This window comes from Streptomyces sp. CoH27 (assembly GCF_020181035.1).
Taxonomy (GTDB): Bacteria; Actinomycetota; Actinomycetes; order Streptomycetales; family Streptomycetaceae; genus Streptomyces; species Streptomyces camelliae.
In genome coordinates this window covers 182,003-207,157 of the sequence record NZ_JAIQYY010000012.1, presented here as the reverse complement: position 1 = coordinate 207,157, position 25,155 = coordinate 182,003, and the positions used below count along the sequence as shown (strand labels likewise).

Annotated in this window: 21 protein-coding genes; 10 read left to right on the top strand and 11 right to left on the bottom strand. The window is 73.5% G+C overall.

Going from position 1 to position 25,155, the window contains the following annotated elements; translation table 11 throughout:
- Positions 1-22 precede the first annotated feature (22 nt).
- Complete coding sequence (gene cs1, locus LE548_RS21930) at positions 23-1,012, top strand: clavaminate synthase Cs1 (RefSeq protein WP_225098756.1); 990 nt, start codon at positions 23-25, stop codon at positions 1,010-1,012.
- An 8-nt stretch (positions 1,013-1,020) separates the two neighbouring features.
- On the opposite strand, the gene LE548_RS21925 is transcribed toward cs1, so the two are convergent.
- The 11 genes from LE548_RS21925 to argH all read right to left on the bottom strand — a co-directional run bounded on the left by LE548_RS21925 (position 1,021) and on the right by argH (position 11,068).
- On the bottom strand, positions 1,021-2,298 hold the full coding sequence (locus LE548_RS21925; protein WP_225098625.1) for an ATP-grasp domain-containing protein: 1,278 nt from the start codon (positions 2,296-2,298) through the stop codon (positions 1,021-1,023).
- Positions 2,299-2,372: 74 nt separating this feature from the next.
- Complete coding sequence (locus LE548_RS21920) at positions 2,373-2,612, bottom strand: acyl carrier protein (protein WP_225098624.1); 240 nt, start codon at positions 2,610-2,612, stop codon at positions 2,373-2,375.
- Positions 2,554-3,060: a holo-ACP synthase gene (gene acpS, locus LE548_RS21915; protein ID WP_225098623.1), complete on the bottom strand. Its 507-nt coding sequence runs from the start codon at positions 3,058-3,060 to the stop codon at positions 2,554-2,556. The genes LE548_RS21920 and acpS overlap by 59 nt, the downstream gene beginning before the upstream one ends.
- Positions 3,047-3,901 (bottom strand): hypothetical protein, encoded by an 855-nt coding sequence (locus tag LE548_RS21910; RefSeq protein WP_225098622.1) that lies wholly within the window; start codon positions 3,899-3,901, stop codon positions 3,047-3,049. The genes acpS and LE548_RS21910 overlap by 14 nt, the downstream gene beginning before the upstream one ends.
- Before the next feature lie 37 nt (positions 3,902-3,938).
- A complete protein-coding gene (locus tag LE548_RS21905) occupies positions 3,939-4,838 on the bottom strand; it encodes a diiron oxygenase (protein ID WP_225098621.1) in 900 nt (299 codons plus the stop codon).
- Positions 4,839-4,876: 38 nt separating this feature from the next.
- Positions 4,877-5,701, bottom strand: a complete 825-nt coding sequence (locus tag LE548_RS21900; protein WP_225098620.1) for an SAM-dependent methyltransferase — start codon at positions 5,699-5,701, stop codon at positions 4,877-4,879.
- A gap of 27 nt (positions 5,702-5,728) precedes the next feature.
- Complete coding sequence (locus LE548_RS21895; RefSeq protein ID WP_225098619.1) at positions 5,729-6,184, bottom strand: MaoC family dehydratase; 456 nt, start codon at positions 6,182-6,184, stop codon at positions 5,729-5,731.
- 90 nt (positions 6,185-6,274) lie between these two features.
- Complete coding sequence (locus tag LE548_RS21890) at positions 6,275-7,039, bottom strand: enoyl-CoA hydratase/isomerase family protein (RefSeq protein WP_225098618.1); 765 nt, start codon at positions 7,037-7,039, stop codon at positions 6,275-6,277.
- A 303-nt stretch (positions 7,040-7,342) separates the two neighbouring features.
- A complete protein-coding gene (locus tag LE548_RS21885; protein ID WP_225098617.1) occupies positions 7,343-8,290 on the bottom strand; it encodes a methionyl-tRNA formyltransferase in 948 nt (315 codons plus the stop codon).
- Positions 8,291-8,313: 23 nt separating this feature from the next.
- Entirely contained in the window at positions 8,314-9,486 is a 1,173-nt protein-coding gene (locus tag LE548_RS21880; RefSeq protein WP_225098616.1) for an argininosuccinate synthase, read from the bottom strand.
- A 40-nt stretch (positions 9,487-9,526) separates the two neighbouring features.
- Positions 9,527-11,068: an argininosuccinate lyase gene (gene argH, locus LE548_RS21875; protein WP_225098615.1), complete on the bottom strand. Its 1,542-nt coding sequence runs from the start codon at positions 11,066-11,068 to the stop codon at positions 9,527-9,529.
- Between the two features lie 459 nt (positions 11,069-11,527).
- Between argH and LE548_RS21870 the strand changes: the two genes are divergently transcribed.
- The 9 genes from LE548_RS21870 to LE548_RS21830 all read left to right on the top strand — a co-directional run bounded on the left by LE548_RS21870 (position 11,528) and on the right by LE548_RS21830 (position 25,140).
- Positions 11,528-11,692: a hypothetical protein gene (locus LE548_RS21870; protein WP_225098614.1), complete on the top strand. Its 165-nt coding sequence runs from the start codon at positions 11,528-11,530 to the stop codon at positions 11,690-11,692.
- Positions 11,693-11,903: 211 nt separating this feature from the next.
- Positions 11,904-12,908 carry a LuxR C-terminal-related transcriptional regulator gene (locus LE548_RS46085; protein ID WP_225098613.1) on the top strand — a complete coding sequence of 335 codons (1,005 nt, stop codon included), beginning with the start codon at positions 11,904-11,906 and terminating at the stop codon, positions 12,906-12,908.
- A gap of 434 nt (positions 12,909-13,342) precedes the next feature.
- Positions 13,343-14,818, top strand: coding sequence for a class I adenylate-forming enzyme family protein (locus tag LE548_RS21860; RefSeq protein WP_225098612.1), 1,476 nt, complete (start codon positions 13,343-13,345; stop codon positions 14,816-14,818).
- Positions 14,815-15,960, top strand: a complete 1,146-nt coding sequence (locus tag LE548_RS21855; protein WP_225098611.1) for an acyl-CoA dehydrogenase family protein — start codon at positions 14,815-14,817, stop codon at positions 15,958-15,960. Before LE548_RS21860 ends, LE548_RS21855 begins: the two co-directional genes overlap by 4 nt.
- A gap of 2 nt (positions 15,961-15,962) precedes the next feature.
- Positions 15,963-16,592: an FMN-binding negative transcriptional regulator gene (locus tag LE548_RS21850; RefSeq protein WP_225098610.1), complete on the top strand. Its 630-nt coding sequence runs from the start codon at positions 15,963-15,965 to the stop codon at positions 16,590-16,592.
- A gap of 8 nt (positions 16,593-16,600) precedes the next feature.
- Positions 16,601-19,651, top strand: a complete 3,051-nt coding sequence (locus LE548_RS21845) for an AMP-binding protein (RefSeq protein ID WP_225098609.1) — start codon at positions 16,601-16,603, stop codon at positions 19,649-19,651.
- Positions 19,641-20,843: an alanine racemase gene (locus tag LE548_RS21840; protein WP_225098608.1), complete on the top strand. Its 1,203-nt coding sequence runs from the start codon at positions 19,641-19,643 to the stop codon at positions 20,841-20,843. Before LE548_RS21845 ends, LE548_RS21840 begins: the two co-directional genes overlap by 11 nt.
- Positions 20,843-24,892, top strand: coding sequence for an amino acid adenylation domain-containing protein (locus LE548_RS21835; protein WP_225098607.1), 4,050 nt, complete (start codon positions 20,843-20,845; stop codon positions 24,890-24,892). The genes LE548_RS21840 and LE548_RS21835 overlap by 1 nt, the downstream gene beginning before the upstream one ends.
- A 2-nt stretch (positions 24,893-24,894) precedes the next feature.
- Positions 24,895-25,140: an acyl carrier protein gene (locus tag LE548_RS21830; RefSeq protein ID WP_225098606.1), complete on the top strand. Its 246-nt coding sequence runs from the start codon at positions 24,895-24,897 to the stop codon at positions 25,138-25,140.
- The last annotated feature ends 15 nt before the right edge of the window (positions 25,141-25,155 follow it).

The window sequence follows — 25,155 nt, the reverse complement described above, 5'->3', positions numbered from 1 at the left end:
GCCCCGTACGGAAGGACAACCCGTGCCCGCCTCGGCCCCAGCCTCCGCCCCCGCCCCGGTCGTCCGCTGCGACGACTGGGCCGACGCCCTGACCGCGCTGCGCGGCACGCTGCCGGCTGTGCCGCGGACCGATCTGCCCGCGTTCCTCGCGGCCGCGACCGAGGCCTCCGGGCATCTTCCCGGCGCGCTCGGCGCCGCGCTCGACGCCTTCCGCGAGCAGGGCAACGAGCACGGCTATCTGCTGTTGCGCGGACTGCCGTACGACGCGGCGGAACTCCCCGACACCCCGACCGGCCGGCCGTCGCCCACCCGCGAACTGCTCGCGATGGAAGCCTGGCTGGCGCTGGTCGGCTGCCGGCTGGGGCTGCCCACCGGCTACCGGGAACTGCGCGGGGGAGCCGTCTACCACGATGTGCACCCGACGCCCGGGGCGCCCGCGCTGTCCGCCGGAAGCTCGAAGGTCCTGCTGGACTTCCACACGGAGATGGCCTACCACCGCGACCAGCCGCACCATGTGCTGCTCGCCTGCTCCCGCGCCGACCACGAGAACCGGGCCGCCACGCTCGTCGGATCGGTGCGGCGGGCGGTTCCGCTGCTCACGGACGCCGACCGGGCCGAACTCCTCGCCCACCCGGTGCCCTGCCAGGTCGACATCTCCTTCCGGGGCGACACCGCCGACCCGGGACCGCTCGCCCAGGTGCCGGTGCTCTACGGCGACCCGGACGACCCCTGCCTGGGGTACGACCGCGAGCTGCTCGTGCCGGACACCGCCCGGGCCAAGGAGGCCCTCGCCGCGCTGTCGGGGGCGCTGGACGAGGTCACCGAGGCGGTGTACCTGCGGCCCGGGGAGCTGCTCGTCGTGGACAACTTCCGCAGCACACATGCGCGGACGGCGTTCACACCGCGCTGGGACGGTCGGGACCGGTGGCTGCACCGCATGTACATCCGCACGCCGGAGCAGCTGACCGGGCCGGCGAGGGCGGGGGAGGTGGTGGGGTTCACGCCCAGGTGAGCCCGTGGCTAGGGGGTGCTCGGCGTGATGTCCATGGTGATCTGGCCCAGGGCGGTGTCCGCCAGGCGCACTGCTTCGCCCGGGGTGGGGGCCATGGCGACGAGGTGGCCCACCACGTCGACGTTGTCCGTGGGCACGCGGGCCTCGTCGCCCGGGACGGCGTCGATCTCCACGTCGATGACTCCGGGGACCCGGCGGGCCAGGTCGACGCCGTGCACCGCTTCGATCCGTCCGGCGACCGGCGCGGTGACGTAGCGGGACACGGCGGCCGCGCCGGTGCGGAAGGAGAGGTCGGGGGTGCCTCCGGTGTGCATCCGGATGATCTCGCGCGGCATGTGCAGCCCCGTGCTCTCCGCCACCAGGCGGGTGATCTGCGCCCCGCCCATACGCGCGTTCACCTCGATCAGCCGCGGCCCGTCGGCGGTGAGCTTCACCTCGACGTGTGCCGCCCCGAAGTCGTGGCCCAGCGCGTCCAGGGCCGCCCGGGCCACGGCCGCGCACTGCTCGGTCAGGTCGGGCGGCAGCAGGGAGGGGAAGGTCTCGCCGAGTTCGACGAAGTACGGGTGCGGGCCCAGCATCTTGTCGGTCACCCCGAGGACGACCGTCTCCCCGCCCCAGGTGAGCGACTCGACGCTGACCTCGGGGCCGACCAGGTACTCCTCCACCAGGGCGCCGGGCTCACGGGGCTGGCCCCGGAAGTCCGTGGGCACATCGGCGATGGCGTGGAAGGCGGCCAGCAGCGCGGCCTCGGTACGGCACAGCCGGACGCCCAGGCTGCCGGCCTCGGTCATCGGCTTCACGATGCAGGGCAGGCCGAACTCCCGGGCGGCGGCCGTCGCCTCCCGCTCGGTCAGGGCGACGGTCCAGCGGGGGACCGGGACGCCCGCCTTCGCGCACAGCTCCCGGGTACGGCGCTTGTTGCGGGCGTTGAGCGCCGCCTGCGGATCGAGTCCGGGCAGGCCGAGGGCGCGGGCCGCCGCCGCGGCGACCGCCACGCTGTAGTCGGTCGAGGAGAAGACACCCCGCAGGTCGGCGCCGTCCTGGAGGCGGCGCAGCTCGGCAATCACCCGGTCGGGGTCGGAGGTGTCCGTGAACACGGTCGCACGAGCGTCCCGTACGGCCTCCAGGACGGCCGGGGCGTGTGCGTACAACTCCATGTCCCGGGTGAGGAAGACCGTGTCGAGGCCCAGTTCCCGGGCCGCGTGGAAGGCCACGGCGCCGAAGCGGTGGAGACCGGTCTCCACGATCGCGAGCACCCCGGCCGCGTCCTCGCCTTGAGTCCGCATGTCCTTGCCCTTTCGTTGATTGCGGCCGGCCTGCCGGTGCCACGACCGGACGGCCAGCCGGCGACGGACGCCCCTCAGCCGACGGGCGTGAAGAACCGCTCCTCGATGACCTTCAGATGGCGGAAGTCGTCCACGTCGACGGCGTCCATGGGGATGGCACGGCCGCTGAGTTGTTCGATCAGGAAGACGAACTCCACGAAGGACAGCGAGTCGATGAGCCGGTTGTCGATGAGGTCGAGGTCCGCGGGTATGTCCTCACGCTCCGGGTGACGCTTGAGGATCCAGTCCTTGACCTGCTGTACCGAAGCCTGCATGGGGCAACTCCTCGTGAGTGGGTGAGTCGGGGTGAGCGACGGCGACGGCCAGGGCGACCGCGTACTCCCCGTCGTGGCTGATGCTGATGCGCACGGCGTCGACGCCGGCGCGGTCGGCCAGGGCGCGCGCCGCGGGGCCGAGGCGGAGCACCGGCCGGCCGCCCGGCGCGCTGCGCACCTCCAGGTCGAGCCAGGGCAGGGCCGTACCGGAGGTGGCCAGCGCCTTGAAGGCCGCTTCCTTGGCCGCCAGCCGGCCCGCGATCCACAGCGGGTCGGTCTCGTCCTGCGCGGGGCGGTCCGCGAGTTCCGCCGGTGTGAGCATGCGGGCGAGGATCCGCTCGCCGTGCTCCGCCAGCATGGCGCGCACGCGCGCGGTGAGCACGATGTCGATGCCGACCTCACCGATGCCGCCCGCGCCGGGGCCCGGCAGCAGGTCACTCGGCGGCAAGGGCCCGCTCCACGGCGGCCGACGCCCGCTCCCAGTCGCCGAAGTGGCGGGTCAGAGCGGACAGCCAGCGTTCCAGGCCGAAGGCCACGCAGCTGGTGAAGACCGGTTCGCCCGTGCCGGCGAGCGTGATGCCCAAGCGGTCGCCGAAGAAGTTCCGGTGCACGTTGACCGAGGCGATGGCGAGATCCTCGTACAGGAACTCGTGCTTGACCGGAGCGAGTTGCTGGAGCAGGGCCCGGGAGCCACCGCGGTCGTAGAAGGGGTCGGTGGCGGCCTCCTTGCGCAGGGGGAGGCCGAGGCGGGCCGCGAACTCCTCGATGCGCCCGGTGAAATGCCGCAGGTGCTCGTCGGCGTGCGGGAGCGGGCCGAGGGCGACGATCTCCCGCATGTGGAAGCCGAGCAGCCGGCGCAGGTCCTCGTAGTGGTCCTCGCGGCGGAAGCATCTGCCGAGGACGGTGATGCGCCGGGGTTCGGGCAGGGCCTGTCCGGCCAGGTGCAGGTAGACGCCGTAGCAGGCCGCCGAGGGCAGGGCGAGGCGGGCCGGTTCCAGGGCGTCGGCCGAGAAGGCGCCGTCGCCGGGGTCGTGCCCGGCGTCGGGCCCGTGCAGGCGCAGCGGCGCCGCGACCATCGCCTGGTGCGGGAAGTTGCGGTAGAAGTCCAGCTCCGCCAGGCGGGCCACGGGCAGCAGCGGTGCGGTGACCATCGGCTCGGCGGCCGCGTCGAGCGCCCAGGACTCGAAGACGCGGTCGAGCCGGTTGAGCAGCGTGGTCGCCTGCGGGCCGAGCGCGGCCAGGCCGGTGGGGGCCGTGGCGCCGGGCGGCGGGGTGGTCACGGGGTTCATGGCGTCCCTCCTTCGATGGGGCGGAACACGGGGCCGGTCAGGCGGCCGGGAGTTCGGCGTCGCTGAAGATGCCGGACTTGAGCAGGAAGGACAGCGGCTTGCGGATGACCTTCAGCTCGGCCTCCTTGCGGTGCGGGTCGGCCATGACGCGGCTGCGGACGCCGAGCGGGTCGGCCAGCCCCGCGTCGCGGTAGACCTGCGGATTGCAGAAGGACTGCAGGCTGAAGACGAGATAGCGCTTGAGGTAGGACTCCAGCTCGGCGAGCTGCTCCCGGGTCGCGGTGCGGCGCAGCCGGTCCCACAGCAGGGAGACGAGTTCCCGGCCGAAAGCGATGTGCCGGGACTCGTCGTGATGGTGGATGCGGTTGACCTGGCGGATCGTCTCGTGCAGGGAGTCGTCGTTCGCCATGCGCAGGTTGTAGTGGTCGACCATCTCCTCGAAAAGCAGGATGCGCGCGAAGACGAGGAAGTTCTCCACCTCCGGATCACCGTCGGCGCGCGTCTGGAGCGAGGGCGAGGAGTACAGCTTCCCGTTCCCGTAGCGGCGGCAGAACTCGGCGAAGAACCACATGTGTTCGTTCTCCTCGCCGATGAAGTGGTGGAAGAACTCCGACGGCACCTCGAACCCGGGCATGTGGATCCGCTTGACCACCTCGATGATCAGCTCGCGGATGCCGTGCACGTTGAGGCTGTAGAAGTTGATGCTCTCCCAGCGGGAGAGGCGTTTCATGCCCGCCTCCCCGAGTTCTTCCTCGACCTCGGTGCCATGGGCCGAGATCAGCTCCGGCGTCATCCAGTAGGCGTCCTCCGGAAGTTCGTCGGCCCACGAGAACATCCGGTAGGGGTTGTAGTAGTCCTCCACGGACTTCTCGCCGAGCCTGCCGAGCAGTTCGACGAAACGGTCCGGCAGATCGGTGTCCAACGCGGTGGTGCTCATCCATGCTCCTCAGACGGCGGTACGGCGGTACGGCGGGGTCAGTCCGCGGCGGGGTCGGCGCTGAACAGGAAGGACCGCGGGACGCCCGGGACGTCGCGGGCGACGACCGGGTAGGGCCAGCGGCCGAAGGCGGCGCCGTCGTCGCCGGGCTGGCGGACCTCCAGCGGCTGCCAGCCGCAGGCCGCGAGGAACTCCTCGGGCTCGTCGCTGCCGAACTGCCACGGGGCGCCGTCCTCGGCCAGCGAGGTCAGGAACCCGCGGGCCAGCGGGTTGGTGAGGGAGGCCCGGCTCGCCATGTCCCCGGCGAGGAGGCTGTCCGGGCCGGACAGCCGGCGCAGGGTGGCGAGCAGGCCCCGTACCGCCTCCTCGGGCAGGAAGAACAGCAGTCCCTCCATCACCCAGACGGTGGGTTCCCCGGGGCGGAACCCGGCCGCGAGCAGCTCGGCGGCCCAGTCCCCGGCCAGGTCCACGGCGACGGGGCGGCGCTCGCGGCCCGGCGGCAGCGGCGCGTCCGCCAGCATCGCCGACTTGGCCTCGATCAGCGCCGGACGGTCGAGTTCGTACACGACGGTCCCCTCGGGCCAGTCCAGTCGCCAGGCCCGGGTGTCCATGCCCGCGGCCACGAGGACCACCTGCCGGGCGGACCGCTTGGCCACCGCCTCCAGGGCCACGGTGTCGAGGTACTTGGTGCGCACGGCCAGGAAGGGCACGGTGCCGGCGCCCGCGTAGCGCTCCAGCAGGGCGAACCCGGTGGGCCCGGCCAGGGTCCGGGCGTAGGGGTCGGCGAAGATGCGGTCCGGGCGCTCGGTCTCCAGGGCGCGGGCCGCGGCGGTCCACTGCGCGGTGTACGAGACGGCTTCCAAGATGCCGGTCCTTTCGGTCGGGCCTGCTCAGGCGGTGGTGGCCGACGGGCGGCGCAGGAAGATGCTGTGCAGGATCATGCTGAACACCGGGGCTCCGTCCGCGTCGAGCAGCTCGCAGCGGGGCTGCACGATGCCGCGGTCGGGCTGGGAGAGGGACGGCCGCGAGCCGAGCACCGTCAGCCGGGCGCGGAGTACGTCGCCGGGGCGCACCGGGCGGTGGTAGCGCAGCTCGTCGATGCCGGGGGAGCCGCAGCAGGCGCTGCCGGCGAGCAGAGTGTCGACGTAGCGCCGCATGAACAGGGACGCGGTCAGCCAGCCGCTGGCCACCAGCCCGCCGAACGGCGAGAGCTCGGCCGCGGCCGGATCGGTGTGGAACGGCTGGGGGTCGTACCGCTTCGCGAACTCGACGATCTCCTCGGCCGTGACCGTGACCGTGCCCAGGTCATGGACGTCGCCGGTCCGGAAGTCCTCCAGGTAACGCAACGATCGCACTCCTTGTCGGGGTCGCCCGCACAGCGGGGGGCGCCGCGCGTCCGCGGCGCCGGGCAGGGGGTGGGGGCCGGCGAAGCCGGGTCAGTCCTCGCCGAGGATCAGCCGCATGCGCCGCTGGGGCCGACCGGTGGCGAAGCCGGCCCGGTGCGCGGCGCGGGCCGTGTGCCGCACCTTGCGCAGCCCCCGCACGAACGGCCGGTTGAGCTGGCGTTTGGTGGCGCGGAACGCCTCGGCGTCGTATCCGGCGAACCGTTCGGCGAGCTTCAGGGCGGTGGCGGCCAGATCCGTGTCGGGGACGACCCGTTGCAGCAGTCCGTCGCTCAACGCGTCCTCGGACGACCAGGGCTCGCCCGACATCAGCATCTCCTGCATCAGCGAGCGCCCCAGGGCCCGCTCCAGGACGTATCCGGCGTAGACCCCGGCGATGCCCAGCTGGAAGTGCGGCATGCTCAGCGAGCAGCTCTCGGAGCCGACACGGTAGTCGCAGGTGAGGGCGAGCATCACCCCGATGCCCACGACATGGCCGTCCAGCGCGGCCACGGTCGGCTTGGTGACCTCCAGCGCGGCGGCGCACAGGTCGGCGATGTCGTCGCTCCACGCGTCGACCTCGGCGCCGCCGACGAAGAACTGCATCTCGTGGAAGTCGCCGCCCACCGTGAAGGAGTGCCCGTGGTCGGCGCGCAGGACGACCGCGTGCACGGTCGCGTCGGCGGCCAGCCGCACCAGCAGGGCCCGCAGTTCGCGCATACGCCGCCTGCTCAGGGCGTTCGCGTGGTGCGGGCCCGTGAACACCACGACCGCCACCGGGCCGTGGCGCTCGCATCTGAAGGTCTCAGCGTCGGACACCGCGGCGGCGCCCTCCGTCCTCGGCGATCGCCCGGGGCTCGCGCAGGAGGCACCGGGCGTTTGCGCACCGGTGGCGCGCGGGGCCGGCAGGCACGGTCGCGGGCCCGGCCAGGAGCCCGGCCCGGTGGTGCGCCCGGTGGTGCGGGTGGCCGGTCGCCAGCGGCCGGTCGCGCGGGCGGCGCCGGCCGCCGGCGGGCGGTGCTGTCGGTTCCCTGACGGGCATGCGATCTCCAGGGGGCGGTACCTCGGAACGGGAAGAGGTGGTCCCCGGCGGGGACCGCCCCGGTGGGGCACGGGCCGCGGCTACGGGCGGCTGGTGAGATAGCCGCCCATGGTGCGGAAGAACTCGCCGCCGCTCAGCTCCCGCCCGTCGTCGGTGCGGACCCGCTCGACGACCAGGCCGTACTCGGTGCCCCGACGGGCGTCGGGACCGCAGACCACGGCCACGCCCTCGCCCTCGGGGCGGAAGACCCGGCCGACGGTGCCGCCGAGGCGCAGCTGGGAGACCGAGGCCGACAGGATGCGGATGCGCTCGCCCTTGAAGTAGGCGAAGGCGTTGGGATACGGGTCGACCTGGGCCCTGACCAGGTTGACGATGTCCCGGGCGGGCCAGGTCCAGTCGATCCGGCTGTCCTCGACCGACCGCTTGTGGAAGAAGGTGGCCTGCGCCGGATCCTGCTTGATCCAGTCGGTACGGCCGGACCCGATGAGGTCGATGGCCTCCAGGGTGGCCGGCACGAACAGGTCCAGCGTCTTGTGGAACAGGTCGGTGACGGTGTCCTTGTCCTCGACGGGCACCCGCTTCTGCACCACGATGTCGCCGAGGTCGAAGTCCTCGTTCATGAAGTGGACGGTGACGCCGACCTCCGGCTCGCCGTTGACGAGCGCCCAGTTGAGCGGGGCGAAGCCGCCGTAGCGGGGCAGCAGCGCGTCGTGGATGTTGATCGCGCCGTGCTTGGCCAGACCGTAGATGCGCGGGGCGACCCAGCTGCGCCAGTCCGAGGAGACCAGCAGGTCGGGCTGCAACTCGCGGAGCAGATCCGCCACTTCGTCGTCGTTGGCGTACCTGCGCTCCAGGACCGGGATGCCGTGCTCCTCGGCGAGCTGGGCGACGGAGTCGTTCCAGATGGTCTCGTAGACGTGGTCGCTCGTGGGGTGGGTGATCACGAGCGGGACCTCGTGCTCGGACCTCAGCAGGGCTTCCAGGACGCGGTGGCCCCAGGTCTGGTAGCCCATGAAAACGATGCGCATGCGGGTGGCCTCTTTCCTTTCGGTCACGGACGCGTGAGGGGCAGGGACCACACATAGGCGAAGCCGGCGCCCGCCTTGTGGTCGAAGGTGTCACCGGCCTCGTAGGTGGCCAGCCGGCCGCTGTAGCGGGAGTTCTCCGAGCGCCGGGCGAGCACGGTGCACGAGCCCTTGTAGAGCTCCATCGTGATCTCGCCGGTCACCTGCGGCTGGAGCTCGGCGACGAAGCCGTCCAGCGCGCGCCGCAGATCCGAGAACCAGTAGCCGTAGTAGGCGAGTTCGGCGTAGCGCAGGGCGAGTGCCTGCTTGTGGTGCAGGGTCTCGCGGTCGAGGACGATCGCCTCCAGCTCCTCGTGCGCGGCCATCAGCACGGTCGCGGCGGGCGCCTCGTAGATGCCGCGCGTCTTGAAGCCGACGATCCGGCTCTCCACGATGTCGATACGGCCCACACCGTGCCGCGCGGCCAGGGAGTTGAGCCGGCGCACCAGCTCCACCAGCTCCAGCTTCTCCCCGTCGAGGGCCACCGGGACGCCGCCCTCGAAGCGGATCGTGACCTGCTCCGCGGTGTCCGGGGCCGACTTGGGGTCGGTGGTGAGCTGCCAGGCGTGGGCCGGCGGGGGCTGCTCGATGTCGTCCAGCTCACCGCACTCGATGCTGGTGCCCCAGATGTTGGTGTCGATGCTGTACGGGTTCTCCTTGGTGACCGACACCGCGATGCCGTGCTCGCGGGCGTACGCCAGCTCGCTGTCCCGCGTGGTCAGTTCCCAGTCGATGACCGGCGCGAGCACCTTCAGGCCCGAGTCCAGCGCGGTGACGCTGGTGTGGAAGCGGACCTGGTCGTTGCCCTTGCCGGTGGCCCCGTGCGCGACGGCGTCCGCGCCCTCGGCGTGCGCGATCTCCACCATGCGCTGGGCGATCAGCGGACGCGACAGCGGGGCCGCGACCAGGTACTTGTTCTCGTAGCGGGCGTGCGCCTGGAGGGCGGGCAGCGCGAAGTCGGCCAGGAAGCGCTCGGCGAGCGGCTCCATGTAGACCTTGGAGGCGCCGGTGGCCAGGGCGCGCTCCCTGACGGCGTCGAGGGATTCGAGCTGGCCGATGTCCGCGCAGAAGGCGATGACCTCGGCGTCGTAGCGCTCCTTGAGCCAGTGCAGGGCCACGGAGGTGTCCAGGCCTCCGGAATAGGCGAGCACGATCTTCATGGGGTCTCCGGGATGTCGGGTCGGCTGGGGTGCGGGCGGGTCAGCGCTGCTCGGGGGCGGGCAGGTCGGCCGTGACGGTGTCGAGGACCTTGGCGAAGTCGGCGCCGTCGGCGATCTCGCGGGCCGCCCGGAACGTCGCGGCCTGCGCGGTGCCGAGCTTGTCCCGGGTGCGCTCCAGCCACTCGGCGTGCCCCTGGGCCGTCTGCCGCAGTTCGGTGCGGACGGCCTCGACGCTCTGCGGGGAGGTGCCGCCGGGGCTGGTGTAGCTGGTGACCGCGGTGCGCGGGGCGAAGATGCGGGCGAGGACCGACTCCTCGACGGGGTGGCCGAGTTCGGCCAGGATCTCGGCGCCGGCCTTGGTGTCGCGCAGGGTCGCGCCGCGCTTGATCAGGGCGCCGACGAGGGAGCCGGTGATGTGGTGGGTCTCGCGGAACGGCAGGCCGTGCTCGGCGACCAGGTAGTTGGCGAGCTCGGTGGCCGTGGAGAAGTTGTCCCAGCACAGGTCTTCGCCGCGGGCGCTGTTGAAGCGCAGTCCCTTGGTCTGCCCGGCGACGATGCGCAGGGTGGACAGGTAGGTGTCGATGGCGTTCCACAGGTACGGCTTGTCGTCCTGGAGATCGCAGCTGTAGCCGAGGGTGACGCCCTTGGCCATGGTGAGCAGCTGGACCAGGGTGCCGGCGGTGCGTCCGGCGCGGCCGCGGGTGAGTTCGGCGACGACCGGGTTCTTCTTCTGGGGCATGATCGAGCTGCCCGTGGCGTAGGCGTCGGAGACCTCCACGAGGCTGTACTCGTGGCCGCTCCACATGACGATCTCCTCGGCCATGCGGGAGAGGTTGTTGCCGCCGATCGCGAAGGCCGAGGCCGTCTCGATCAGGTAGTCACGGGCGCTGGTGGCGTCGAGCGCGTGGCTGAGCACACCCCGGAAGCCGAGCAGCCGGGCGGTGAGTTCGCGGTCCAGCGGGAAGGAGGTGCCGGCCAGCGCGCACGCGCCCAGGGCGGACTCGTCGGTGCGGTCGAAGGCACCGCGCAGCCGCCGTACGTCGCGCAGCAGCATGCTGGCGTGGGCGGTCTTCCAGAAGGCGACGGAGACCGGCTGGGCGGCCTGGCTGTGGGTGTAACCGGGGAGGATGGCGAGGAGTTCCTCCTCCGGGAAGGAGAGCAGGACGTCGATGAGCGCCAGGTTCGCGGCGACGGCGTCGAGCTGGACGCGGCGCAGGTACATCCGGGCGTCGGTGGAGACCTGGTCGTTGCGGGAGCGGGCGGTGTGCATGTGCCCGCCGGTCTCGCGGCCGAGGTCCTCGATCACCATCTGCTCGATGTTGAAGTGCACGTCCTCCAGCTCGGGTCGCAGGGTGAGTTCACCGCGCTCGTGCTTCTCCCACAGCCGCAGCAGGGCGCCGAGGATCGCCCGGGCGTTGTCGGCGGGGATGATCCCGCGCTTGCCGAGCATCAGCACATGGGCGATGTCCTGCCACAGGTCGGCGAAGATGAGTCGGACGTCGATGTCGGTGGTGAGCGTGTAGTCGAGGACCTCGGAGGTGATGTCCTCGTCGAACCGGCCGCCCCACAACTTGTCAGTCACACGTGATCCTTTGCGTACAGGAGTACAGGCGTACAGAAGTCCGGCTGTTTCAGGCAGCGCAGGAGGAACGACCCGTCCCGGGTCTCCTCGGTGGCAAGCGTCTCTGCCGACGGATGACCCGATCCTCGGCGGGGCTGCGACGGGCTGTCCACAGCCGGACGCTGGCCGTGACCTGACGTGTCCGGCTCCGGACAGGAAGGGCGGCCGTGGAGCCGGGCCACAAGATTCCTCGCGCACGGCACGGTTGAATCGATAACTTCTGCACGCGGCACGGTTTTCACGGATGATTTTCCGGATAACCCCGGCGCGTAAGAATTTCGTTGCCTTCCGTTACGTGGCCGTAATGTGACATGGCCCTTCCTGGCCGAAGCGCAGTCCTTTTCCTGTGGCCGATGAGCGGGGAGTATCGAATTGCGGCCGGAGAGAAGCCGGCCGGCAGGAGCCAACAAGGGGGATGGAATGCGCAACGAGAGCATCAAGGCCACGGGAAGCCGAGTCGCCGCGCTTCTGACGGGGGTCGCCATGCTCACGGTGCTGGCCGGTGCCGTCGGACAGGGCACGGAGCGGACCGAGGCGTACGCCGTGACGGCGAGCGCCGAACCGGGCGACCTCGCCTGGGGCTGATCCGACGCCGACGCCGGCGTGAAGCGGGTCATCGCGGCATGCGATGGCCCGCTTCGGCATGTCCGGGCCCGTCACGGCATGGGATCCGGCCTGTTCGGAGCCCGCCCGCGGAATCCGGGGCCCGCCCCGGTGGGGCCGCGGACGCGACCCGGGAGCGGTCTCAGTGATTGGTCATGTCATAGTTGGCATGATTATGAAGAGGGGGTCGCCTGTGCGACATACGCTGACTGACCAGGGACATCGCCTGCTGCGGCTGCTGCTCGGCGAGCCCTCGGCGGATCCGCGTGCGGCTGGCCAGGCCCTCGGTATGCACGAGGACGAACTGGAGAGGGTCCTCGATCAGCTGAGCCGGGCCGGGCTGGTGCGCCGGCTGGACGTCCGGGGGGAGGCGGTGACCCTCACCCCGGACGCGATCCTCGCCCGCCTGGTCGCCCTCCAGGAGGAGGAGACCCGCGAGCGTCTCGCCGAGCTGGAGCGGTACCGGGCGACCCTGTCCACGCTCAGCTCCTCTCTGCTGCGGCTGCGCACCGAGAGCGAAAGCATGCCCCAGGCCGACCGGTTGGTAGGTCAGCGTGAGATATCGGTCGCGCTGGAGGGCGCGGCCACGCAGGCCCGTGCCGAGGTGCTGAGCATGCACCCGGGCTCGCCGCTGCCGCACGCCATGCTGAAGGACAGCATGCAGCGCAACCGCCAGGTCATCGAACGCGGCGTCAGCATGCGCTCCATCCACCTGAGCACGATGCTCAAGGTGCCGCACGGCAGGGCCCACCTGGCGGAGCTCCAGGAGGCGGGCGCCGAGGTGCGGGTGGCCTCGGTGCTGCCCTTCCGGCTCATCGTGATCGACCGGGCCGTGGCCTACGTACCGGCCGGCACCGCCGAGTCCGATCCGGAGGCCATGACCGCGCTGGAGGTGCGGGACCCCGACCTGCTGGGCCTGTTCATCTCGGTGTTCGAGTTCTGCTGGGTGCACGGCGCCACCGACTCGTCCGGTGTCGTGCCGAGCGCCGACACCGCGGAGGAGGAACTGGACAACAGGGAGCTGTCGCTGGTCCGCATGCTCGGCCAGGGCATGAAGGACGATGCCATCGCCAGGTCGCTCGGGATCTCCTCGCGCACCCTGCGCCGCATCATGACCGACCTCATGCGCAAGCTGCGGGCGGACTCCCGCTTCCAGGCCGGCGCGCACGCCGTGGCCCGCGGCTGGCTCGACATCTGACCGGGCGCTCTCCTCACCCCCTCCGCACCCCTCGCCCGCTGTCTCTCCGTCTCCTGGTCTCCCCGTCTCCACGGCACGTTTCCGTCACCGTCCAGTCTGGCGGCAGCCGGCCCCTGCCCTGACCCGTCCGGGGCTGGCCGCCCGGTGCCACGACCGCACCCGGCCACTCCCGCACAGGGGCATCCATGGGCTCGACCGGGATATCTTTCCGGCGGTCGCAGGCCGAAAAGACATCACTCGGCCGGCCGTTTACCGACGGGATATCACCCCGATCTCGAAATGTGGAACGGGGCTTTCGGGCAGGTGGTCACCATCCGAGGTCCGTCCATCGAGGCATCGAATTCCGCGCGTTCCCTCCCCGGAATCGGAGGCGCGCATTCAGCGACCGTCCCCGTGCCCGGGGAGCGGTTTCCGAGAGAACGGACGAGGTCACCATGACGGACGGCACCGACACCGGCCCGGCGCTGTACCCGGCGTTCCGCGCGGTGGCGCTCGCCGTCCCCGGGGCCCGGGCGCTGGTCGGCTACGACGGCACCGAGGCGACGTACGCCGACCTGCTGGCCGGCGTCGACGCCGCGGTCGGGGAGCTGGCGGCCCGGCTCGGCCCGCGCGATGTGCTGGGCCTGGCCGTCGACGACCCCTTCACCTTCCTCTCGCTCTACCTCGCCGCCGCCCGGCTCGGCCTCGTCACCGTCCTGCTGGACAGCCGGCTGTCCGCACCGGAACGCACCCACCACGCGGCCCGCTTCGACGTCAGCTGGCTGGCCCTGGACCGGCAACCAGCCTCCGGACGCGGCGGATTCACCCTGCGGGAAACCGACGACGCCGAGCACCACCGGGCCCGCGCCGCGACCGGATACGCGCCCGGTGACTGGGTGGTGCACTGCACCTCCGGCTCCACCGGCGAGCCCAAGGGCATCGTGATGAGCCAGGCGGCCATCGCGGCCCGGGTCCGGCTATGGGGCGGCGAACTGGAGCTGACCCCGGCCGACGTGGTCCTGTGCCCGCTGCCCCTGGCGCACTGCCACGGCATCGACGTCCTCACCCTGCCGACGCTGCTCGCCGGGGCGAGCGTGGTCTTCGCCCGCCCCGGCCGGCTGACCGGCCGGGGCCTGGCCCGGCGGATCGAGGACAGCGCCGTCACGCTCATGAGCGGCCTGCCCGTGCTGTACCAGCTCCTCACCGACGCACAGCAGGTGCCGCCCTCCTGGGCACGTTCGCTGCGCACGGTCATCTCCGGCAGCGCACCCCTCGGCCCCGACCTCCAGGAGCGGTTCCACCAGCGGTTCGGTGTTCCGCTGCGCCAGGTCTACGGGCTGTCCGAGATCGGCGTCATCTGCTTCGACAAGGCCCACACCGGCCACGGCTCCATCGGCACCCCCATCGCCGGCGTCGAATGGCGGCTGGCCCCCGCACCCGACGGCACCGGCGGCGAAGACCTGCACGAACTGCACGTCCGGGGCCCCGCCCTCGCCCGCGGCTACTACCGCGACCCGGAGGCGAGCGCCGAGATGTTCGAGGACGGCTGGCTGCGCACCCGCGATCTCGTCCGCGCCGACCCCGGCGGCTGGTATGTACGCGGCCGGCTGTCCGGCTTCATCAACGTCGCCGGGCACAAGGTCGGCCCCCTTGAGATCGAGGCGGCGCTGCGCGGCTGCCCCGGGGTGCTGGACAGCGCCGTGGTCGGTGTCCCGGACCCGGAGCAGACCGAGCGGGTCGCGGCACTGCTCGTCACCGACGACCGGTTCGACCTCGCCGAGGTACGGCGGCTGCTCGCCGAGCGGCTGCTCTCCCCCCAGCTGCCCCAGCGCTACGCGTACGTCCCGGCGATCCCGCGCACCCCCCTCGGCAAGACCGACTACACCGCCGTACGGCGGATCATGCACGCTCAGGAAGGCAGCAGCCAGTGACCGGTCGTGACATCGAGGACACCGTCGTCGCCGACGCCCGGGCCGGGCTGGAGGCGGTGGCCGAAGGACTCTTCGCCGCCCTGTCCGCCCGGCCGGCCGAGGAGCACGAACAGGACGCCGGGCCCGCGTTCGCGGCGCTCAAGCGGACCCGCGCCACCGCCCTGCTCATCCCCCGGGAGTGCGCGGGCACCGGAGCGTCGGCGGCGGACGCCGTACGCTTCCAGCTCGCGCTCGGCACCCTGGCCCCGGCCGCGGCCGTCGCCACCACCATGCACCACTACAAGATCGCCGCACTCGCCCGGGTGGCCCGGTCCGGGGACGAGCGGGCCGCGGCCATCCTGAAGGACCTCGGCGCCGGCGCCGGACTCCTCGCCTCCGGCGGCGCCGAGTCCACGCCCGGCCGCGATCTGCGCACGCTCGGCAGCTGGGCGGTCCGCGACGGCGGCGACTGGCTCGTCACCGGCCTGAAGCGGCCCTGCTCCCTGTCCACCAGCATGGACGTGCTGTCCCTCATGGCCGAGCTGCGCGCCCCCGACGGCACCCCCGAGGGATACGCCCAGGTCTTCGTCCCCGCCGGGGCCGAGGGCCTCGACCGCGAACCCTTCTGGACCAGCCCGGTGTTCCGCGCCGCCGAGAGCCACGCCGTCCGTCTGACCGGGGTACGCGTCGGCGACGACCGGGTCTTCCCGCTGCGCGGCGAGAGCGGCCGGCGCTTCGCCACCGACTGCTACACCTGGTTCCAGCTGCTGATCGGGGCCGCCTACCTGGGCGTCGCCCGCTGCCTGGCGACCGCCACCCCGGCCGACCGGCGCGCCGGGTCCGCCCGGTGGACCCAGGGCTTCGACGGGCTGCGCCGGCTGGAGGCCGGACTGCTCGACGCGGCCCGCGCAGTCGACGCCGGCCGGCCCGCGGCCGACCAGCTGAACCTCGCCGTCCGCGCCCGCGACCGGATCGAGGACGAACTCGGCGCGCTCGGCGGCCTGCTGCTGCGCGCGGCCGGCGGCGCCGGCTTCGCCCGCACGGCCTTTCCCACCCTGCTCGCCGGAGCCCTGCACGCCGTCGCGTTCCACCCGCCGCAGCGCGGCGCCCGCGACGGCATCGGACTGGAACCGCTGGACGCCGAACTGAAGGACCGCTGCTGACCATGTACACCAGAGAACACTTCAGCCTGCCGCTGCCCGCCATGGCCGACTTCGTCCGGGCCAAGTCCTTCGGCGTTCTCGCCACCCATCACGCCGGCACCGTGTACACCTCGCCGCTCCCCGTCGACCTGCGCGGCAGCGTGGAGAGCGGGCTGTTCGTCGCCGGGCACGTCGCCCGCGCCAACGCCATGACGGTGGCCTTCGAGGCGGGCGCCCCGGCCACGATCACCGTGCTCGGCGCGGACACCTATGTGCCCGCCGAGTGGTTCGGCACCCGCAGCCGCATCCCCACCTGGCTCTACTGCGCGGTGGAGATCTCCGGCCGGCTGGAGCTCAGCGACCCCGCCCGCACCCGCGCCGACGTCACCGACCTCATCGACCGGCTGCAGCGGGAGACGGTCGAGGGCTCGACCTGGTCCCTGGACGAGATACCCGCTCGGCTCACCGAGGGCTACCTGAAGAACATCGTCGGCTTCCGGCTGTACGACCTCACCCTCACCTCCTGCTTCCGGCTGAACCAGCGCAAGGACTCCTCCGACCAGCTGGCCGGGGTGCTCGCCGCGAGCGACGACAGCGCCCGGCGGGAACTCGCCCGGCTCGTCCTCGACCCGCCGACCGCCCGGACCGCCTGAGCGCCGCCATGCAGACACAGGACGCCCTGACCCGGCTGCTCGACCTCGGCCGGTCCGACCGGACGGCCGTCGAGTGGTGCGGGCACGCGCTGTCGTACGACCGGCTCGGCGCCGCCGTCGACGAGCTGACCCGCCGGCTGACCCGGGCGGGCGCCGCACGCACCCATGTGCTGCTGCACGGCCCCGCGACCCCGGCCTACGTCGTCGGACTGCTGGCCGCGCTGCGCAGCGGAGCCGTGCCCGTGCCCGTCGACGCCGGGCTCACACCCGCGCAGTACGCGTGGACCGAGCGCATCACCCGGCCGTCGGCCGTGCTCAGCAGTGATGTCTCCCCGGTGGCGCAGTTCCGCGGCACCACCGGCGCGGACGCCGGCGAGCTGGTCCTGGACGCGGCCACCGGGCGGGTCGTCCTCGGCACCACCGGACCGGGGCGCCCGGCCGGCGCCGGGCAGTACCCGGACGGCGCCGCCGCCTATCTCCTTCCCACGTCCGGGTCGACGGGGGACCCGAAGGCGATCGTCGGCAGCCGCACCGGCCTGCACGCGTTCCTTTCCTGGTTCACCGAGGAGTTCGGCCTCGGCCCGGACGACGTCTGCGCCGCCGTCACCCGCGTCAACTTCGACCCCTCCCTGCGCGAGCTGCTCGGCGTGCTCGTCGGCGGCGGCCGGCTCTGCCTGCCCCCGGTGGACGCCCAGCTGGACCTGGCCGCCCTCGGCGCCCACCTCGCCGGCAGCCGCCCGACCCTCGCCTTCCTCGTCCCCTCCCTCGCCCGGCGCGTCGCCGAGGTCCTGCCCGCCGGAGCCGGCCGGCCGGACACGCTGCGGCTGGCCTTCTTCGCCGGGGAGGTGCTGCCGGCGCGCGTGGTGCGGCAGTGGACCGGCCTCGCCCCCGGCGCCGAGATCGTGAACCTGTACGGCATGACCGAGGGCACCCTAGCCCAGCTGTTCCGGCGGGCGGTGCGCGCCGAGGACTCGGCCGGGGCCTGGGGACTGCCGGTCGGACGGCCCCGCCCCGGGGTCACCGTCACGCTCGACGCAGCGGACGCCGACGGCCGCGGCGAGGTGCTCATCGCCTCCGCCGCACCGGCCCTGGGCATCCTCGCCGACGGCCCCGGTACGGCCCCCGGCACCTTCCGGGTGGAGCCGCTGCCCCCCGTCCTGCGCACCGGCGACGTCGGCTTCCGCTCCGGCGACGACCTGGTGATCACCGGGCGCGCGGGCAACGACCTGAAGGTGTCCGGCCGGCGCGTCTCCTACCACCGGTTCGTCGCCGAGGTCGAGGAACTGCCCGGGGTGGCCCAGTGCGTGGTCGTGGACCGGCAGGGCCCGCACGCCCTGGTCGCCGTGCCCGACCCGGCACCGGGGCAGGAGGCCGCGCTGCGCGAGCGGGTGCGGGCGGTGGCGGCCCGGCTGGAGCTGCCCGCGCCGGCCGTCCAGGTGCGCCGGGAGCTGCCGTTGCTGCGCAGCGGCAAGGTCGACCGGATGGCGCTGGCGGCCTCGGTCGCCGTGCAGGACGCCACGCCGGGCGGCGCCCGGGACATGCCCGGCACCCCCGCGACCACCGCCGGCATTCTGCTCGAACTCCTCGACTGCGACAGCGAGTTCACCGAGTCCACCGCGTTCGTCGAGGCCGGGATCGGCTCCCTCGACATGATCACGTTCGTGGCCCGGGTCAACCGGCGCTTCGGGCTGGCCCTCACCACCCAGGACTGCTTCGGCCACCGCGACGTGGCCTCCCTCGCCACGGCCGTCGACCGGGCGGCCCGCACCCCGGCGCCCACGCCGACCGCACCCCGGGCCCACCCCGACACCGCCCCCGGCGAGCCCGACACCCTCCCGCTGTCCACCCGGCAACTCGCCTACCTGGCCACCTGCATGGCGGACGGCAACGCCGACTGGTGCAACCTCTCCCGCGAGGTCCGCATCGAGCGGACGGTGACACCGGACGAGGTGCGCGCCGCGCTGGACACCCTGGTGGCCCGGCACGACGTACTGCGGCTCTCCCTCACCCCGGACTGGACCGGACAGCGCCACACCTCCGCCGCCGAGGTGCGCCGCTGCCCGCTCACCGTCCACGCCGCCGGGTCCCGCACCGTGCAGGAAGCCCGCTTCGCGGCGGTGGCGGAGCTGATCGACCCCGCCACGGCACCTGCCGCACGGGCCGCCCTGGTGCCCGGCGAGGGCACGACGTCCGTGGTCGTGGTCGCCCACCATCTGTTCCTGGACGGGCTGAGCATGGACCTGATCGCCCGCGAACTGCGCACCCTCCTGCTCGGCGGAACCCTCGACGGGGCCCCGCCGCCGGACGCCTACCGCGCCTACTGCACGGCGACCCGCCGCCCCGCCGGGCCGACCCCGGACGCCGCGTACTGGCGGGCGGCGCTCAAGGGCGCCGCACAGACCGAACTGCCCGAGGCCACCGGACCAGGCGCGCGCGACGGCCTGCTGCTCTCCCGGCCCTTCGGCGTGCGGGCGGTCCGGGCCGCCCACCGGCTCGCGGCCCGGACCGGCGTCTCGGTGTTCGCGGTCGTCCTCGCCGCCTTCGACCGGGCCGTCACCCGCACCTTCGGCCTCGGCCCGCTCACCCTCGTCGTCCCCGTCCAGGCCCGCGAGGGCGTCCCGGACACGGCGGCCGGCCTGTTCATGAGCCAGCTCGTGCTGCGCGGCGGCCCACCCGCCCCGCTGCCGGACCGGGCCCGGGACTACGCCGGGCAACTGGCCGCCGGTACGGCGCACAGCGGATGGGAGTTCGACCAGCGGGCCGCGGACCACGGGCTCGACGGCGCCGACCGCTTCCCGTTCTCCACGGTGCTGTTCAACCAGCATCCCCGGCCGCGCGGCCTGCGCGCCCGGGACCTCGGCTCCTGGCAGCCGCGCCCGCTGGGCCGCTCGCTGCGCTTCCAGCTCCAGGGCGAACTGCAGATGTCGGCCGCCGAGATGGCGCTGACCTACTACTACCGACGGGGGATCACCATGCACGACACCGAGGTCATCGACCGGCTCCACGCCTTCGTCGTCGAAGCGCTGTGTCAGACGGGAGGGATGTCCTGTGCGGACTGACGGCTCCGCCCTGCCGACCGGGTTCTGGGCACCTACCGAGGACGAGACCCGCCTCCTGCTGCACCGCGCCGGCCGGACCCCGGTGTTCGTCTACGGCCGGGCCGCGCTGCGCGCCGCGGTCGACCGGGTCCGGGCCGCCTCGCTGCCCGGCGCCCACATCTACTACTCGCTGAAGGCCAACCCGCACCCCGGCGTGGTCACCGCCCTGACGCCCCTCGTGGACGGCTTCGACGTGTGCTCCCTCGCCGAGCTGGAGACCGCGCTGAACTCCGGAATGCCGGCCGCGCGGACGCTGTTCACCGGCCCGGCGAAGACCCGGGCCGAGGCGGCCGCCGCGCTGGCCGCCGGTGCCGCGCTGACCGTCGAATCCCCGGGCCAGGCCCGGCTGATGGCCGAGGTGGCGGACGAACTCGGCGTCGCCGGCCGGGCCGTCGTACGGCTGAACACGCCGTACCCGGGCCGCGGCCCCGGCAGCCCGCCGTCGCCCCATCAGTTCGGGGTGGCCGAGGCCGACCTCGGCGAGGTCGTGGACGTGCTGCGCCGCTCCGCCCTCACGCTCCGCGGACTGCACCTCTTCTTCGGCTCGCAGTACGCCGACGCGGACGTCATCCGCGCGGCCCGGCGGGCGGCCCTGGAACGCGCCCGGGACGTCGAGGCACGGTACGGGCTGAAACTCGCGTTCGTCTCCGTCGGCGGCGGCATCGCCCTGCCCTGGTGCGCCGCCGACCCGGACGTGGACTGGGCGGGTCTCACCGCGCCGGAAGACGGGCCGCTGCCCTGGGGAGACCACGGCGACCAGACCGTCGTGGCCGAGTACGGCCGCTCGATCGCCGGACCCGCCGGGGTGCTGCTCACCAGCGTGCTGGACGTCAAAACCGTCGGCGACCGGCGCTATGTGGTCGTCGACGCCGGCATCAACCACCTGTTCACCGCCGGGCGGCTGGTGGCCGGCCGCGACCGGGGCGAGCCCCTGGTCCGGGCGGTGGGCACGGCGCGCCCGGACCGCCCGGTGGACCGCGCGTATGTGACGGGCCCCCTCTGCTCCCAGCTGGACGTGCTCGCCGAGGACGTCCCGCTGCCCCCGGTGGCCGTCGGCGACACGCTGATGTTCCTCGGCGTGGGCGCCTACGGGCCGACGTTCAGTCCGAGCGGCTTCCTCAGCCGTGACCAGGCCGGAGAGATCGTCCACTGATGAGCGACACCCGCACCGGGGCCGGGCCGGCCGTCCTGCCGCCCGCCGCCCTGAGCCCCATCCAGCGCGCCTACCTGGTCGGCGAACAGCCGGGCATGGAACTGCGCGGACCCGCCCGCTACTACCTCGGCTGCGACCTGGACCCCGCGCGCGTCCCCGGCCTCGGCGACCGGCTGCGCAGGCTGCTGCGCGCCAACGCCGTGCTCCGCGCCGGTGTGGCCGACGACCTGTCCCTGCCGGTGCCGCCCGAGACGGCCGCCGACACCGCCGACGTCGGGATCCACCACGTCGACGACGCCGACTTCGACACCGCCGACGCCGGTGTCCGCGCGGCCTTCACCGCGGACACCTTCACCTTCCCCGAAGGCCCACGTCTCCTGGTCACCGTCGTCACCTCCGGGCACCGTGCCCGCCTGCACCTCACGTACGCCCTCTGGCTGATGGACGCGGCATCCCTGGAGGTCTTCCTGGCCGCGCTGATCTCGGACGGGACACCGGACGAGCCGGCGAACGGGGTCGCGCACCGGACGGCGGAGCGTGTGGTCCCTGCCTCCGGCGACGGCCTCGCACCGGCGGACCGCAGGGCCCCGGATTCCGGCGACCGGCCGCGGACGGCCGAGTCCGGGGCGGGGCGGACGGGTGCCGCACCCGGGGAGCAGGCACCGGCGGGCGGTGCCGGGCGGGACCGGTCCGCGCGGGACCGGCGGTTCTGGGCGGAGCGGGCGGCGGGGCAGGCGGGGCCGGCCGAGGTGCCGTTGCGGCCCGAGTGGCGGCGGGCGGGGCCGGGGGTGGGCCACCGTACGGTGACCGTCGCGCCGGCCACCGCGCGCGTCGTCGTGGACGCGGCACGCGAGCACGGCCTGACCCCCGCTCTGTGCTACCTCGCCGTCTACGGCGTCGTCCTGGGCCTGACCGGCGGCGGTGTCCCGCACACCCTGACCGTGCTGTACTCCCGCCGTGCCGGACACCGCCCGGCCCCCGACGGCCTCGGCAACCACGGCACCACCATGCCGCTGGAGATCCCGGCGACCGCCGGGCGGGACTTCGCCGAGATCGCCCGGACCGTGCAGCGCCGCTACCTGGCACAGGCCCTGCACGGCTCCCTCAGCGGCGCCGAGATCGCCCGGCTGGCCGACCCCGGCGGCGACCCGCGCCGGCTGCCGTACCCGTTCGCCTTCACCGCGCTGGAGACCGACGGCCGTCGTGAGGCCGGCCTGGGGTTCCGGCGGCGCTGGGACGAGGTGCGGCTGAGGGTGCCGCAGGTGCTGCTCGACCACCAGGTGGTCCTGGACGCCGACGGCACGGTCCGGCTGGGCTTCGACTGGCGGACGGACGCCTTCGACGCCGGCTTCGTCGAGGACCTCATCGGCCAGTACTCCGGGCTGATCGACGAACTCGCCGGGTCCCGGGAGCACTGGACGCGGCTGCCCCACCGCACCCCCGTCCCCGTACCGGCGCCGCCCCTCGCCTCCGTCGCACCGGGGGACACCCTGCACGGCCGGGTGCTGCGGCGCGCCGCCGAGACCCCCGACGCCCCGGCCGTCCACGACGAGCAGGGCACCCTCCGCTACGCGGAGCTGACCGCGCACGCGGCGGCGGCCGCGGACGCGCTGCGCGCGGCGGGGGCCCGCCCCGGAGACCGGGTCGCCGTGCATCTGCCACGCGGCCGCGGCCAGGTGATCGCCATGCTGGGCAGCCTGCTCGCCGGCTGTGTCTACATCCCGCTGGACCACGGCCTGCCCGACGGCCGGCTCGACAGCATCGCCCGGCGCGGCGAGGTCCGCTTCGCGTTCTGCCCGGACCCGGCGGCGGACGGGTGGGGCCGGCGCGGGGCACGGCCGCTGCGGCTGCCGGTCCCGGCCGCCGTACCCTCCGCGCCGCCCGCGCGAGCGCCGGTCACCCGCCCGGTGTCCACGGCGTACATCATCTTCACCTCCGGTTCGACCGGTGAGCCCAAGGGCGTGGTGATCTCCCACTCGGCGGTGCTCACCACGATCGACGCCGTCAACGACGAACTCGGTGTCGGCGCCGGGGACCGGGTGCTGTCGGTCTCGTCGATCGGCTTCGACCTGTCCGTGTACGACATCTTCGGGCCACTGCTGCGCGGCGGCGCCGTCGTGCTGCTCTCCGAGCGGTCCGCGCGCACTCCGGCCGCCTGGGCCGAACTCATCGGCCGGCACGGGGTGACGATCTGGAACTCGGCGCCCGCGCTCGCGTCCCTGCTGGCCGAGGAGGCAACCGCCGTCCCGACGGTGCGGACCTTCATGCTCAGCGGCGACTGGATCCCGCTGACGCTGCCCGCCGCCCTGTGGGGCCTGGCACCCGCCGCCGAGATCATGAGCCTGGGCGGGGCGACCGAGGGCGCGATCTGGTCCATCCGGCACCGGGTCGAGGAGGCGGACTGCGCGGGCCGGTCCATCCCGTACGGCACGGCCCTGCCCGGGCAGGACATCCATGTGCTGGACGCGGACCGGCGGACGTGCCCGGACTGGCACATCGGCGAGATCTGCATCGGCGGGGCGGGCGTGGCCGACGGCTACGCCGACGACCCGGTGAAGACGGCGGCGGCGTTCGTCGAGGACCCCGTGCTCGGGCGGCTCTACCGCACCGGCGACCGGGGTCGCCGGCACCCGGATGGCGTGGTGGAGTTCCTGGGACGTACCGACACCCAGGTCAAGCTCAACGGGCACCGGGTGGAGCTGGGCGAGGTCGAGCATCTGCTGGACCGCTCGCCGGGCATCCGGGGCAGCGCCGTGTGCGTCCGGGGCGAGGGCCGCCGGGCACGTCTCGTCGCGTACGTCACCCTCACCGAGGACGCGACGCAGACCTGGCGGCGGGACGCGTACGCCGCGCTCGGCACGGCCCTGCCGCACTACATGGTCCCGGACGCCGTGATCGCCCTCGACGAGATCCCGCTGACCGGCAACGGCAAGGTGGACCGGCGCCGGCTCCGGTCGCTGCCCCTGCCCGAGGGGGCGGACCCGGACGAGACGCACCCGGAGCGGGCGGCGGCGCTCCCCGTGGCCGACCCGCTGGGCCGGGAGATCGCCGGGTGCTGGCAGGAGGTACTGGGCCGGCTCCCGGGCCCGGAGAGCCTGTTCGACGCCGGTGGCAGCTCGTACGACGCGATCCGGCTGCTCTCCCTGGTGCGTGGCCGGCTCGGCCACGAGGTGTCGTTCGGCGACTTCATGGCGAACCCGACGGTCGCGGGCCTGGCCGCGCTGTGCCGCCGGGCGCGGGGCGCACACGGCTCCGGCATCTGGACGTATCGCCCGCGCACGGCCGTACGGCCCCGGCTGCGGCTGGTGCTCTTCCCGCCGGTGGGCGGCGGTGTCTCCTGCTACGCGCGGCTCGTCGGGGAACTGCCGGGGGACGTCGACGTCCACGCGGCCGGCTTGGACGGTCCGGTGCCGCAGGCGGGTCCGGCGGCCTCGCTGACCGGGCTCGCCCGGGGCTGTCTGCGGGAACTGCCCGCCGAGGTGCTCTCCGGGGCGCAGGCGCTGGTCTTCGCCGGCTGGTCCTTCGGGGGCGCGCTGGCCTACGAGGCGGCACGGATCTGCGGGGTGCCCGTGGCCCGGGTCGTGGTGGTCGACACCCCGGTCTCCGCCGCCTCGCGGGCCCACGGCGACCTCTCCGAGGGCGCCCTGCTCGACGGGTTCCGCAGGGACATCCGGGAGACCAGCGGGGCGGACGTCCGCCGGGCGGACGTGGCCGCGGACCCCGCGCTGCGCACCCGGTTCGAGGTGTACCGGCAGAACATCGCGGCGCTGGCCGCCTGGAGTCCGCGGCCCGCCGCGCTGCCGGTCGTGGAGTTCCGGGCCGGTGACCGGCCGGCTGAGCGGGACGCCGGCGCCTGGGCCCGGCTGGCGCCGATCGCCGGTACGGCGGTGCTGCCCGGCGGGCACTTCGACGTGTTCCGCCCGGACAACGCCCGCCGGATCGCGGCCGCCGTCACGGCCGGGCCGGCGGAAGCGAACGGCACGACCGTGAACGGCACGACAGCGGACGTAACGACAGCGGACGCAACAGATCTGAGGGTGACCCCATGACGATGACCGCACCAGACGTACCGGCCGCCGTCCGCGAGGAGTTCGCCGTGCGCGGCCATGCGCTGTCCCCGGCGCAGGACCACGCGGACCTGATCGGCCTCGGCGTCAACTCCGTGACGCTGATCCAGGTCCTGTCCGCGCTGGAGGACGCCTTCGGGATCGAGTTCGACATGGAACGCCTGTTCTCCGCGCCCGTGTCGGTGGCCCGGCTGGAGACGGAGATCGCGCGCGGCATGGCGCCCGCGTGACGGCACACACGAGAC

Bases quoted from the DNA above. Each gene is read 5' to 3' on its own strand.
- LE548_RS21925 (WP_225098625.1), bottom strand. From the start codon at position 2,298: ATGCGGACTCAAGGCGAGGACGCGGCCGGGGTGCTCGCGATCGTGGAG.
- LE548_RS21835 (WP_225098607.1), top strand. From the start codon at position 20,843: ATGAGCGACACCCGCACCGGGGCCGGGCCGGCCGTCCTGCCGCCCGCC.
- LE548_RS21850 (WP_225098610.1), top strand. From the start codon at position 15,963: ATGTACACCAGAGAACACTTCAGCCTGCCGCTGCCCGCCATGGCCGAC.
- LE548_RS21880 (WP_225098616.1), bottom strand. From the start codon at position 9,486: ATGAAGATCGTGCTCGCCTATTCCGGAGGCCTGGACACCTCCGTGGCC.
- LE548_RS21905 (WP_225098621.1), bottom strand. From the start codon at position 4,838: ATGAGCACCACCGCGTTGGACACCGATCTGCCGGACCGTTTCGTCGAA.
- LE548_RS21830 (WP_225098606.1), top strand. From the start codon at position 24,895: ATGACCGCACCAGACGTACCGGCCGCCGTCCGCGAGGAGTTCGCCGTG.
- LE548_RS21910 (WP_225098622.1), bottom strand. From the start codon at position 3,901: ATGAACCCCGTGACCACCCCGCCGCCCGGCGCCACGGCCCCCACCGGC.
- LE548_RS21845 (WP_225098609.1), top strand. From the start codon at position 16,601: ATGCAGACACAGGACGCCCTGACCCGGCTGCTCGACCTCGGCCGGTCC.
- LE548_RS21885 (WP_225098617.1), bottom strand. From the start codon at position 8,290: ATGCGCATCGTTTTCATGGGCTACCAGACCTGGGGCCACCGCGTCCTG.
- LE548_RS21870 (WP_225098614.1), top strand. From the start codon at position 11,528: ATGCGCAACGAGAGCATCAAGGCCACGGGAAGCCGAGTCGCCGCGCTT.
- LE548_RS21860 (WP_225098612.1), top strand. From the start codon at position 13,343: ATGACGGACGGCACCGACACCGGCCCGGCGCTGTACCCGGCGTTCCGC.
- LE548_RS21920 (WP_225098624.1), bottom strand. From the start codon at position 2,612: ATGCAGGCTTCGGTACAGCAGGTCAAGGACTGGATCCTCAAGCGTCAC.